The organism is Streptomyces sp. NBC_00568 (assembly GCF_026341855.1).
In the GTDB taxonomy this organism is placed as follows: Bacteria; Actinomycetota; Actinomycetes; order Streptomycetales; family Streptomycetaceae; genus Streptomyces.
This window is the reverse complement of sequence record NZ_JAPENW010000001.1, coordinates 6,718,057-6,730,049: the sequence shown is the minus strand read 5'-3', so window position 1 is coordinate 6,730,049 and position 11,993 is coordinate 6,718,057. Positions and strand designations below refer to the sequence as shown.

The 11,993-nt window shown below is 70.2% G+C and carries 9 protein-coding genes; 6 read left to right on the top strand and 3 right to left on the bottom strand.

Translation table 11 applies throughout. The features are described 5' to 3' along the window. The first annotated feature begins 53 nt into the window (after positions 1 to 53). Positions 54 to 404, top strand: coding sequence for a VOC family protein (locus OOK38_RS29295; protein ID WP_266755658.1), 351 nt, complete (start codon positions 54 to 56; stop codon positions 402 to 404). 109 nt (positions 405 to 513) lie between these two features. Next, positions 514 to 906, top strand: a complete 393-nt coding sequence (locus OOK38_RS29290; RefSeq protein WP_266755660.1) for a MarR family winged helix-turn-helix transcriptional regulator — start codon at positions 514 to 516, stop codon at positions 904 to 906. Between the two features lie 263 nt (positions 907 to 1,169). Here the strand turns inward: OOK38_RS29290 and OOK38_RS29285 are convergent, their stop codons facing one another. Continuing rightward, positions 1,170 to 1,592 carry an SseB family protein gene (locus OOK38_RS29285; RefSeq protein ID WP_266755662.1) on the bottom strand — a complete coding sequence of 141 codons (423 nt, stop codon included), beginning with the start codon at positions 1,590 to 1,592 and terminating at the stop codon, positions 1,170 to 1,172. 367 nt (positions 1,593 to 1,959) lie between these two features. Beyond that, a complete protein-coding gene (locus OOK38_RS29280; RefSeq protein ID WP_266755663.1) occupies positions 1,960 to 4,929 on the bottom strand; it encodes a carbohydrate binding domain-containing protein in 2,970 nt (989 codons plus the stop codon). A gap of 386 nt (positions 4,930 to 5,315) precedes the next feature. On the opposite strand from OOK38_RS29280, the gene OOK38_RS29275 reads away from it, so the two are divergent. Beyond that, positions 5,316 to 6,356, top strand: coding sequence for a permease (locus tag OOK38_RS29275; RefSeq protein ID WP_266765564.1), 1,041 nt, complete (start codon positions 5,316 to 5,318; stop codon positions 6,354 to 6,356). Further along, a complete protein-coding gene (locus OOK38_RS29270; RefSeq protein ID WP_266755665.1) occupies positions 6,353 to 7,144 on the top strand; it encodes a TIGR03943 family protein in 792 nt (263 codons plus the stop codon). Before OOK38_RS29275 ends, OOK38_RS29270 begins: the two co-directional genes overlap by 4 nt. 192 nt (positions 7,145 to 7,336) lie before the next feature. Here the strand turns inward: OOK38_RS29270 and OOK38_RS29265 are convergent, their stop codons facing one another. Continuing rightward, positions 7,337 to 8,110: a TetR/AcrR family transcriptional regulator gene (locus OOK38_RS29265; RefSeq protein ID WP_266755667.1), complete on the bottom strand. Its 774-nt coding sequence runs from the start codon at positions 8,108 to 8,110 to the stop codon at positions 7,337 to 7,339. A gap of 275 nt (positions 8,111 to 8,385) precedes the next feature. On the opposite strand from OOK38_RS29265, the gene OOK38_RS29260 reads away from it, so the two are divergent. Both OOK38_RS29260 and OOK38_RS29255 read left to right on the top strand, forming a co-directional pair. Continuing rightward, a complete protein-coding gene (locus OOK38_RS29260; protein ID WP_266755669.1) occupies positions 8,386 to 10,098 on the top strand; it encodes an MFS transporter in 1,713 nt (570 codons plus the stop codon). Positions 10,099 to 10,727: 629 nt separating this feature from the next. Beyond that, positions 10,728 to 11,840 (top strand): aminotransferase class V-fold PLP-dependent enzyme, encoded by a 1,113-nt coding sequence (locus tag OOK38_RS29255; protein ID WP_266848934.1) that lies wholly within the window; start codon positions 10,728 to 10,730, stop codon positions 11,838 to 11,840. Positions 11,841 to 11,993 lie beyond the last annotated feature (153 nt).

Below are 11,993 nucleotides of genomic sequence, written 5' to 3'. Positions count from 1 at the left end.
CGACGGCACGACAGTCGGCCGACACGGCCACCACGCACCACGGAGGAGTCGCCATGACCGCCGGGCTCAAGACCATCATCTACCCCGTCAAGGACCTCGCACAGACAAAGGCGCTGTTCAGCGCGCTGCTGGGCGTGGAGCCGTATGTGGACGAGCCGTACTACGTCGGTTTCAAGGACGCGGGCCAGGATGTCGGCCTGGACCCGAACGGCCACGCCAAGGGCCTGACCGGTCCGGTCCCCTTCTGGCACGTCGACGACATCAAGGAGCGGCTGTCGGCCCTGCTCGGCGCCGGCGCCGAGACCCTCCAGGAGATCCAGGACGTGGGAAACGGCAGGCTGATCGCGTCGGTCAAGGACGCGGACGGCAACCTCGTCGGACTGATCCAGGACCCCGCCGCCTAGGGACGGCCGACCGGCTGCGTCCGCATCCCGTGGCCGGCCACCGGCGATTGCATGCGGACGCACTAGTTGCACACTCAACTAGTGGCCGGATCTCTGTTACCGTTCAGTTATGGCAACGAAGACGCCCAGTGCCCGCCTGGAGGACCAGTGGCGGGACATCCTCTCGGTGCACGCGCGCACGATGTGCGAGATCGACCGCGTGCTGCATCCGCACGGCCTCGGAGCCAGTGACTTCGAGGTCCTGGACATCCTCGCCTCGGGCACGGTCTCGGAGCCGGGCGAGCAGTGCCGGGTACAGAACATCGCGGGCGGGGTCCATCTGAGCCAGAGCGCGCTGTCCCGCCTCATCGGCCGTCTGGAGAAGGACGGCCTGGTGGAACGCACCGTCTGCCAGGAGGACCGCCGCGGAGTATGGGTCGCCCTCACCTCGAAGGGCCGCGACCTGCACGCCGAGGTGCTCCCCCTGCAGCGGTCTGTGCTCGCCCGCATGCTGCACGACTGACCACCTCTCGGGGTGCGCGGGGGTGGAGTTCGGCTGCGCGGACCCCGGGTGAGGCGTTGAGCGACCACCGGTGGCGGGAATCGCCGGGACGGCGGCGCACTTCTGGGTGCGTCCGCGAGGAGCGACACCCGACGCCCCGCCCCGCCTCGGCGGCGCCCGGGACGGCCACGGACATGCGGTGGCAGCTCATCGTACGGGGGCAGCCCTCGGCGGAGAGAGGGGCGGGGCCCGGAAGAGCGGGCCGCCTCGGGGCGGCGCTGCCGTCAGCCCTGCGGCCGGACCAGCAGCGTGCGCACACCCTCGGAGGTGAGGGTCAGTCCGTGCGGTGAGCTGGCGTCGATCGTGAGGGCCAGATCGTCCGACGGCCACTGGGAGGCGAGCGCGCCGAGCGGCACGAGACGGTAGCGGGAGACGGACGGGAGGAGCCCGGCCATCTCCTGCTCGGAGGTGAACACCGGAACCACCTGTTCGCCGCCCGGCTGCTCCAGGACGGGCAGAGCGACGGCCGTGGGATCGGCGACGTCCGCGTCGGTGGCGTCGTCCGGCACGGGCACGAGCACATCGCTGCCGGCGAGCGTGTCCAGCGCCGCGCTGTCCTGCGTGTTCTCGGCGAGGGTGTTCAGCGCCTCCTGGGCCGGTGTCGCCGCTGCTGCGGTGGGGTGGTGGTTGTTCAAGGGCGTGTCCATGGCAGATCCCGGGGTAGTGGCGGGCGGGCGGCCACCCGGGCCGGTCTCGCTCCCGGGCGCATCGACCGACGCGTACCCAACGCACACCACGCCATTCATCCCCGTCCCGTCTCCTCCGACGCGGGGAGCCGCGATCCCTTGTCCCGCCCGGGGCGGGAAGTGGCGATCCGGTGTCCCACCCCGGGGCCGGGAGCGGCGATCCGTTGCCGAGCCCGGGGCCGGGAGCCGTTGCCGAGCCCCGGCCGGGAGCGGCGATCACGGTGCCGTGCTCGGGTGTGAGGCACCCGGCGTGACCACGGTGATCGCCCCTCCCGCACCCGCGCACCAGGCACGGGCCGCTTGAGGCGAGCGCTGTGCGAGGCGGCGGCTACTTCAGGTACGGGCCGGCCGCTCCGATCTTGCCGGGCCCGTTCAGCACATACACCCGCAGGTTTCCCGTCCCGGGTGCGGCCACCGACAGCGTGCCGTTGGACACGGTCTTCACATCACCGGTGACGGCGTCCGTGTACGTGCCGTTGGGGATGCCGGTGTATGTCGCGGCGCCGGTGACCGTGACGAGCGCGAAGCTGTCGGTGGAACCACTGGTGTAGCGGCGCTTGAAGGCCATCGAGCCGCTGATGCCGTCCGTCGAGTACTGGCCCGACTGCAGGGCCGGGATCGCACGGCGGATCTGGTTGAGCCGCTGGAGGTGCTTGACCAGCGGTTGTGCGAGGGTCGTCGCGACCTCGCCGCTCGCGGAGTCGACCTTGCCGAAGTCGGAGGCCGTGACGCTGCCCGCGAGATGGCCGCCGTAGTACGCGCGCCCGGTGGTCGCCAGCGGGCAGGTCGGCCCGCAGTCGATCTGCTTGCCCTTCTGGAACTCGATCTCCGATCCGTAGTACAGCGTGGGAATGCCGCGGAAGGTCCACATCAGCGCCATGTTCTCGGCCCAGGCGTCGGTGCCGCCGCTGTAGCGGGTGCTCGACTTGTTCGGGCCGTAGTCGTGGCTGTCGACGTAGACGACGTTGTACGTGGCGTCGTTGACGGAGTCGTCGGAGTCCTTGCCGTTGCTGTACGCGTTCTGCGCGTCGCCGAAGTTCATGTGCATGCGCATGTCGATGATGTTCATGCCGGAGAACTGGCTGCGGTCCGGTGTGTGGTAGCTGTTCCCGCTCAGGAAGGCGTTGGCGGAGGTGGGCTGGTTGCCGGTGCCGAGCTGCTCCTCGTAGTTGTACTGCTCGATCGCCGCCGTCACGTCGTCCGCGCTGTACTCCTTGCGTTCCTTCCAGGTGAAGAACTGCGCGGAGTGGTTCACCGAGCCGCGGTTCCACTTGTCGTTGACGAAGGCGCCGACCTCGCCGAAGACGAAGAAGTTCTTCGCCGCCTCCGTGCCGAACCGCTGGGTGACCCGGTCGTAGATGGCGGGCAGGAAACGGCGGTTCCAGGTGACGCGCGGAATGTGGACGGCGGTGTCGACGCGGAATCCGTCGACGCCCATGTCGATGTACTTGTCGTACGCGCCGATCAAGTAGTTCTGGACGGTGGCGTTCTCGGTGTTGAAGTCGGCGAGGTCCTCGTGCAGCCAGCACGAACGGGAGTCCTCGCCCTCCCAGTTGCCGATCCAGCACTGGTGGTAGTACGCCTTCGGGAACATGCCCGAAGTCGGGCTGGGCCACTGGCAGTTGTACACGGTGTAGCCTTCGGCGCTCTTTCCTCCGGTGGGCTTGCCCCAGTTGAGACAGGTGTTGCCGGAGGGTTCGGCGGTCGACCACAGGTCACCGTTGTAGTACGACTTCCCGGACTTGGGCTCGACGGTCAGGCCGTCGTACTCGATGCCCTCGTTCTTCTCGTCGTAGTACCAGCTCCACTGGGTGTCCCGCACGCCGTAGACGGTCGGGGTGAACAGGCCCTTGGCGCCCCAGCGGGAGCTGTGGTTGTAGACCACGTCCTGGTAGATCTTCATGCCCTTGGCGTGGGCCGCGTTGATCAGGTCCTGGTAGGAGGCTCCGGCGGACTCCAGGCGCGGGTCGACCTTGTAGAAGTCGTAGCCGTGATAGCCGTGGTAGTCGTAGTCCGAGCGGTTGAGGACGACCGGGGTGATCCAGACGGCCGAGAATCCGAGCGCCTTGATGTATTCGAGTTTGTCGACGAGACCCTTGAAGTCCCCGCGGAACATGGGGTCGTTGTTGGCCGCGTTGCCCGACTTGACGTCCTGGCTGCCGCCGCGGTTGTTGGAACTGTCGCCGTCGTAGAAGCGGGCGGTGAGGACGAAGTAGATCGGGTCCTTGCGCGGGTCGGTGCCGAGCGGGGTCCCCGATGCCGGGGCGGGGGCCTTCTCCCCGGTCGTGACGGTGGCCGCGGCGGAGGCGGGCGAGGTGTTCCCGGCCGCGTCGACCGCCTTGACCGTATACGTGTAGTCGGTCCTCTCCTCAAGGCCCGTGTCGGAGTACACCGTCGAGCCGACGTCGGTGACGACGCTTCCCTTCGTGCCGCCGGTGCGGGTGAGCTGGTACTTCGTCACGGCGGTGTCGTCGGTCGCCGGGTCCCAGCCCACCACCACCGAGGTGTTGGTGGCGGTCGCCGTGACCTTCGTGGGCGCGGTCGGTGCCTCGGTGTCGGGTTCTTCGGCGGCGCACGGGTCCTTGGCGTCGGCGGTGACGGTCCGGTCCTTCACGGTCGTGGTGCCGGCCGGGATCGCGTAGTCGGTGCCGTTGTTGTTGTCCCAGACGCCGTTGCCGTTGTTGAAGGCCGCCTTGAGCGAGGTCGCCGTACCGATGTCGAGGGTCTTCTTCCACCAGCCGGTGCAGGCGGTCTCCATTCCGACGCCGGGGGCCGTCGTCCAGGAGCCGCCCGTGGGCGCGTAGTGGATGTTGGCCGTGGTCCAGCCGGACGTGGCGGTCGAGTAGTAGACGGTGGCCTGGTTGCCGCTGCCCGTGCCGGTGTCGGCGCACGGGTCGCTGTGGGCGATCACACCGTCCTTGACGGTGATGGTGCCGGTGCCCAGCGCGTAGTTGCTGCCGCCGTTGTTGTCCCAGGTGCCGCTTCCGTTGTTGAAGGTGGCCTGCAGTCCGGCGGCCGAGCCGAGGTCGACGGTCTTCTTCACCCAGTCCGTGCAGGCCGCCTCCATCTGGACGCCGGGCACGGTGGTCCAGGAGCCGCCGTCGGGGGCGTAGTGCAGGTATGTGGTGGGCCAGTTCTTGGTCTTCGTGTAGTAGAAGACGGTCGCCGTGGCGGAGGTGGCGGCCGTGCTCTCCAGGGGGACCGAGGCCGCGTCCGGCGGGGTCGGTCCGAACAGTCCGGTCACCGCGGCGAGCGCCACCAGTGTTCGTAGCGGCGGGCGTTGGGGTCTGCGTCTCATGGGGCGTCTCCAATGCGGGGCTGGGGAGGGGGAGTTGCATTGCAAGGAGAACCGGCAAGTTCCTGAAAGCCCTTGCGGCCGGAAGCTACAGGTACATGACAGCGACGTAAAGAGATCTCGCAACGGCCGGAACGCGGAGCGAAATCGGACCAGGAGTGGTAGCCGTCGCCCCGAGCGCGCGACGGAGGATGAACCGGCCGCTCACGACGGCCGAGGGGCGTGAGTCGCCGCTGCTCGGTCCTGCGCAGGTCAAGATTCGCCCGGGCGGAGGCAATCCCGGCGACACCCGGTGAGAAGCTGTGGCCGAACCGGCGTATTCAAGGCGGAGGGGCATCAGCAGCCCGAGCCCGAGCCCTTCCCCGACCGGAGGTACCGCAAGCGTGACCATGACCAAGGCAGCCCCGCCGCCGGTTCACCGGCCGAACGGGGACGACGGCCGGGGCCGGCCGGACGGAGGCGACCGCCAGGGCCGGCAGGGCTGGAACATCAACTCACCGCTCGCCCTGACGATGCTCCTGCTGCTGGTCATCGCGGCACAGGGCCCGATCCGCGGGGCGCTGTCCACACCGGTGATGCAGAGCTGGATGACCGTGTTCGTCGCGGTGGTGGTCCAGGCGCTGCCCTTCCTCGTGCTCGGTGTGCTGCTGTCGGCGGTCATCGCGGTGTTCGTCCCGCCGTCGTTCTTCGCCCGCGCGCTGCCCCGGCGCCCGGCCCTCGCCGTGCCGGTCGCCGGGATGGCCGGGGCGATCCTGCCCGGCTGCGAGTGCGCCTCCGTGCCGGTCGCCGGGGCGCTGGTGCGCCGCGGTGTCACTCCGGCGGCGGCCCTGGCCTTCCTGCTGTCCGCACCGGCGATCAATCCGATCGTGCTCACGGCCACGGCCGTCGCCTTCCCGCGGAACCCGGAGATGGTCCTCGCCCGTTTCGTGGCGAGTCTCCTCGTGGCCTGCGCGATGGGCTGGCTGTGGCAGCGTCTCGGTCGTACCGACTGGCTGCGCCCGCCGGGCCGGCCGGCACACGAAGGCCTCGGCAAGGGGGCGGCGTTCTGGGGCTCGGTGCGGCACGACGTGATGCACGCGGGCGGGTTCCTCGTGCTGGGCGCGATGGCCGCGGCCACGCTCAAGTCCGTCGTCCCGGCGAGCTGGCTGCAAGCCGCTGCCGGGAATCCGGTGGTGTCGGTCCTCGCCCTCGCGATCCTGGCCGTGCTGCTGTCGATCTGCTCGGAGGCCGACGCGTTCGTGGTCGCCTCGCTGAACCAGTTCTCGCTCACCGCCCGGCTGGCGTTCCTCGTCGTCGGACCGATGATCGACCTGAAGCTCTTCGCCATGCAGGTCGGCACGTTCGGCCGAGGATTCGCCCTGCGGTTCGCGCCCGCCACCTTCGCCCTCGCGATCCTCATGTCCGTTCTGATCGGGGCGGTGCTGCTGTGAACCGGCAGGCACAGGCGGCCGTGCTCTTCCTCGTCGGAGCGGCGGTGCTGCACGCGAGCGTCTCGGACCTCTATCTGCGGTACGTCAAGGCCGGTCTGCAGCCCCTGCTGCTCGCGGCGGGTGTGGTGCTCGTCGTCACCGCCCTCGCCACGGTCTGGTACGAGGTGCGCGAGCACCGAACGGCTTCCGCCGACCGCCCCGACGCCGCCCGCGACGGCGAGGAAGCGCACGGGTACGAGGACGGGTCCGCGGACGACACGCAAGGGCACGGTCACACGCATCGCGAACCGCGTATCTCGTGGCTCCTCGTCCTGCCTTTGCTCGCGCTCATCCTGGTCGCCCCGCCCGCTCTCGGGTCCTACAGCGCGATGCGCACCGGTACGGCGCTGCAGGCGCCGTTCGGCTACGCCAAGCTGCCCGCGGGCGACCCGGTCCCGCTCGGCCTGGTCGACTACGCGAGCCGGGCGGCGTACGACCACGGCCGTTCCCTCGGCGGACGGCAGGTGAAGATCTCCGGCTTCCTCGCACTCGACCACGCCGGGACCCCGTATCTCGTCCGCATGGCCCTCAACTGCTGCGCCGCGGACGCCCAACCGGTCAAGATCGGCCTGACCGGGCGGATTCCGCCCGTCCTCCGGCCGGACACCTGGCTCGAGGTCACCGGCACCTACACCGGCAAGCGCACGAAGGACCCGGTCAACGGCGGCATCATCCCGTTCCTCGACGTCAGTGCGGCGAGGCCGGTCGCGACACCGCGCGATCCGTACGACGAGAGCTGGAACAACTGATCACCAGGGCCGGCGAGGGCAGGTCCACGGCGGCCTGTTCGGTCCTCGCGCCCTGGCGCCGTCCGGGGCGAGGCCGCCCCGGACGGCGGTGTCGTGTCGCGGGATCGGTCGGTGTCGCGGATCAGCCGGCGTCCGGGGTCCGGCGGGCGTCCGTGGTCGCTCGTCCGCCGGGTCAGGCAGATGCGTGGTCGCTCAGGCCGCCGGGTCCGGCAGATAGCTCGCCAGGCCGCGCAGCATGATCTCCAGACCGATCTCGAACCTCTCGTCGGAGGAGTCCGTCACCATCACCCCGGACAGGGCGCGCAGATGGGGGAAGTCCGCCGCGGGCAGGGACGCGAAGTAGTTCTGCATCTCGTCGGCCATCTCACGCCAGTCCGGACGGGCCAGGGAGGAACCGTCACCGCTCTGCTGGGCGGCCCGGTCCTGCCACATGCCCTCCTCCAGGACGAACCCGTCGATGTAGGTGGAGATGAGGTCACCGGCCTCGGCCGCGATGCGGTCGGGCAGTCCGGCGGTGCGGAAGACGGCGAGCAAGGCCTCGACGTGCGGCAGCAGTTCGGCGGTGAAGGGGACGTGGGCCATGGAAATCCTGGCCATGTCGCGATGGGACGACAGGCACTGCCGCCAGGAGCGGGCGTAGTCCCGCACCTGCTCCTGCCACCGCTCCGGGTCGGGTTCGGGGATCGCGAAGCCGTCGAAGAGCCGGGTGTACATCAGCTCCAGAAGGTCGTCCTTGGAGCTGACGTAGGCGTAGAGGGCGGAGACCGTGACGCCCAGTTCGGCCGCCACCTGGCGCATCGACAGACCGTCGAGTCCTTGGCGGTCCAGGACGGTGAAGGCGGCCTCGACGACGCGTTCGCGTGACAGGGGTGCGCGGTCGCTGACCGCCCGGGCGCGAACGGGACGTTCGCGCTCCCAGGGAGACGGCGGAGGTGGTGCGGGGGTGCCGGCGGCCGCGTCGCTCATGAGGACAGTCTAGGCGTCGGGAGAGCAGTGTTCTCTCTCGATGAGCGGCGTTCACCTCGACAGGACGCGATATATCTTGTCCGCGCTCTCGAGTTGCGCTATATCTTAATGAACGCTGTTCTCTCGGTGAGCACTGTTCTGTTAGATTGAACAGTGTTCTCGGTGTCTCGTCGCCCGTCCCCCACTCCGTGCCGGCGAGCCGGGCAGTCGCATCCGTCCACCCACCGCGCCCACCGGTTCGTCACCGTGGCGTGGCCTCTTCACGAGGAGTTCCGATGTCCACCACCGGTGTCGCGTCCGCCGAGACGCCCATCGACTCACCAGCGCCGTACCGGTGGCGCTGGGCTGCGCTCTTCGTGATCCTGGCGGCCGAGGTGATGGATCTCCTCGACGCCGTCGTCACGAACATCGCCGGTCCCTCCATGCGGGCCGACCTCGGCGGCAGCGCCTCCACCTTGCAGTGGCTCGCCGCCGCCTACACCCTCTCGATGGCCGTCGGGCTCGTCACCGGAGGGCGGCTCGGGGACATTCACGGGCGCCGCAACATGTTCCTGGTGGGAGCCGCCGGCTTCACCCTGGGTTCGCTGCTCTGCGCGATATCCGTGTCGCCCGAGATGCTGATCGGCGCGCGCGTCGTCCAGGGACTGTTCGGCGCCGTGATGCTGCCGCAGGGCCTGGGCATGATCAAGGAGATGTTCCCGCCGAAGGAGTCGCAGAAGGCCTTCGGCATGTTCGGCCCGGTCATGGGTCTGTCCGCGGTCTGCGGGCCGATCCTGGCGGGCTGGCTCGTGGACGCCGACTACTTCGGCACCGGCTGGCGCATGATCTTCCTGATCAACCTGCCGATGGGTGCCGCGGCGCTCCTCGGTGCCGTGCGCTACCTGCCGAAGAGCCGGTCCGACAGCAAGCCGCGCCTCGACATCCCCGGCATGCTCCTGGTCTCACTGGCCGCGCTGCTGATCATCTTCCCGCTGGTGCAGGGCCGTGAGTACGACTGGCCCGTGTGGACGTTCCTGATGATGGGCGCCGCGGTGATCGTCTTCCTCGTCTTCGCCCGGTACGAGTCGCAGCGCAGCAAGGCCGGCCGGGACCCGCTGGTCGTCCCCAGCCTCTTCCGCAAGCGCGGCTTCAGCGGCGGCATGATCCTCGGGCTGGTCTTCTTCTCGACCATGCAGGGCTTCATGCTGGTCTTCAACCTCTACACCCAGATCGGCCTCGGCTACTCGCCGCTCAAGGCGGGACTGGTGATGGTGCCCTGGTCCGGCGGCATGATCGTCGGCTTCGGCGTGGCTCAGGGTGTGGTCCGCTTCGGACGCGCCGTGCTTCAGGCGGGCGCGCTGGTCATGGCGGTCGGCGTGTTCGGCGTGTGGCTGACCCTCGACCAGGTGGGAGCCGGTGTCGGCCCCTGGCAGCTCCTGCCGTCGCTGCTCGTCACGGGCATCGGAATGGGCCTGCTCATGGCCCCGTTCTTCGACATCGTGCTCGCCAGCGTCGAGCAGCACGAGACGGGTTCGGCGTCCGGCACGATGACCGCGGTGCAGCAGCTCGGCGGCGCCTTCGGCGTGGCCATCCTCGGCACCGCGTTCTTCGGTCTGCTGGGCGGCGGGATCGCCACCGCCGTCGACCACCGCTCGGACCACCTGCGGGGGCAGCTGACCGCCGCGCATGTCTCGCCCGCGGCTCAGGAGCGCGTCGTGGCGGACCTGCGTACGTGCGCCTCGGACCGCGCCGTCGCCAAGGACCCTGCCGCGACCCCGGCATCCTGCGCCCGCCTGGAGAAGGACGCCCGGTCCGCCGCGACCTCGCCCCAGGCCGGCGGCCGTATCTCCGCCGCGCTGGGGGCCACCGCGTCGTCCGCGTTCCAGAGTGGTTTCGGCTCCGTCATGAAGACACTGCTCTGGATCGTCGACGGCATGCTCGCCCTGACCTTCCTCCTCGCATTCCTCCTGCCGCGCCACGCCCGCCCGGAGGAATCCGCCGGACACTGAGCCCGGCCGCCCCAGGCGGCGCAGGCATCGGCGAAGCGGACGGCCGGGCACCCTCTCAGGGGTGCCCGGCCGTCCCATTGTCACCGTCGACGCGACACGCAGTCCGCATGCTCGGTTCGGTCGGGCGCGGCGTGATGCGCGGGGTGATGCGCGGCGTCCCGCTCGACGTAGGCGGCCGGGTTCGGACCACGCGTTCTTCATGCGCGACCGCTGGGGAGTTGGCGGCTGGGGAGTCCGCGGCTGGGGAGTCGGGCCCCGTACACACCGCCGTCGACGGTTCGCCGCACAGGTACTGCCGGCTCGGTCCGGCACGCCGCCGACGAGGTGGCGAGTGAAGCGGCGCACGTTCCCATGGTCAGCAGCGCATCGGCGGTGAACGGCGTCCGCTATGTCGGCCCGTCGCAGCGGCGGGCCGACATACCCGGACGGCACCCTGGGCCGGTCCGCGTGACGGGAAGCGCGTACCGTGCGAGCGGGTGGAGACAGGCGCGGTGGGCGAACGGCGGACGCCGGTCCGTCGTACACGCGGCGCTCCCCACCTGGCGCACTCGCCGTCACACCCCCGAAGAGCCCGACAGCCCGACCCGCTCAACCCGCCCGACCCGTTCTGTCCCGGAAGGACGAGCCCCGTGCTCACGTCGTACGCAGCCCACTTCGACACGCCCGCCGGGTACCTCGACTTCGCACGGTTCGGTCCGCCGTCGCGGGATGCCGTTGCCGCCACCGCGCGGGCCATGGAGGAGTCCGCCCGGGCCGATCACACCACCGTGGACGGCCTGATGCGGGCGGAGGCGGCCGCACGGGACGCGGCCGCCCGCCTCGCGGGCACCGACGCCGAGCACACCGTGCTGCTTCCGAACGCGTCCACGGGCCTGTTCCACGCCGCTCTCGGCATCCGGGAGGGTGTCGTCCTCGCGCCGCGCACCGATTTCCCGGCCAACCACTATCCCTGGCGCCGCGCCGCTGACCTGGGCCGGGCCACCCCGCGCTGGCTCGAGCCGACGCCCGGCAGCGGGGTCACGCCCGACCTGGTCCGTGCCGCGCTGACCGACGACGTCGTCGCCGTGTCCGTCAGCGCCGTGGACTTCCGCAGCGGCTTCCGCGCCGACCTGGCGGCACTGCGCGAGGCGATCGGACCGGACCGGCTGCTGATCGTGGACGCCATCCAGGCGTTCGGCGTGGCCGAGATGTCCTGGGACGCGGCCGACGTCGTGGTGGCGGGCGGTCAGAAATGGCTGCGCGCGGGATGGGCCACCGGCTTCGCGGCCTTGTCCGATCGCGCGCTGGAGTCCCTCGAACCGGTCCTCACCGGCTGGACGGGCGTCGACGACGTCGGCCTCTTCGACGGAATCGAGCACCCGCCGGCCGCACACGCGCAACGGTGGTCGATCACCAACCTCAGCCCGGTGACGGCCGCCGCGTTCGTGGCCGCACTGGACCTCGTCGAGCGGCACACCGTCGCGGCGATCGAGGCCGCCATCGCCACGCGGATCATCGAACTCACCGAGGCCGTCAAGGGGCACGGCGGCCTCATCCTCTCCCCCACCGACCCGGCGCATCGGGCGGGCATCCTCTCCTTCACGATGCCGGACCACGAACCGTCCGTCGTCGCGAAGGCGTTGCAGGCCGAGGGCGTCACACCGACCGTGCGCACCGACTCGCTCAGATTCTCCCCACACGCCTCGACCCCGCCGGAAGTGTCCGAACGGGTGGCCGCGGCGCTGTCGTCGCTGGGGAACTGAACGAAGCCGGCGCACGAACGCGGCGAGACGTATCCGTCCAGGTTCCGCGCAGAGCCATCAGCACGAAGTCGGCACGGGAGTCAGCAAGGTACGCCCACATCCTGCCCGGACTGGCACCTCGGGCAGCCTCCTTCGCAGTCTCGCCGAGACCGC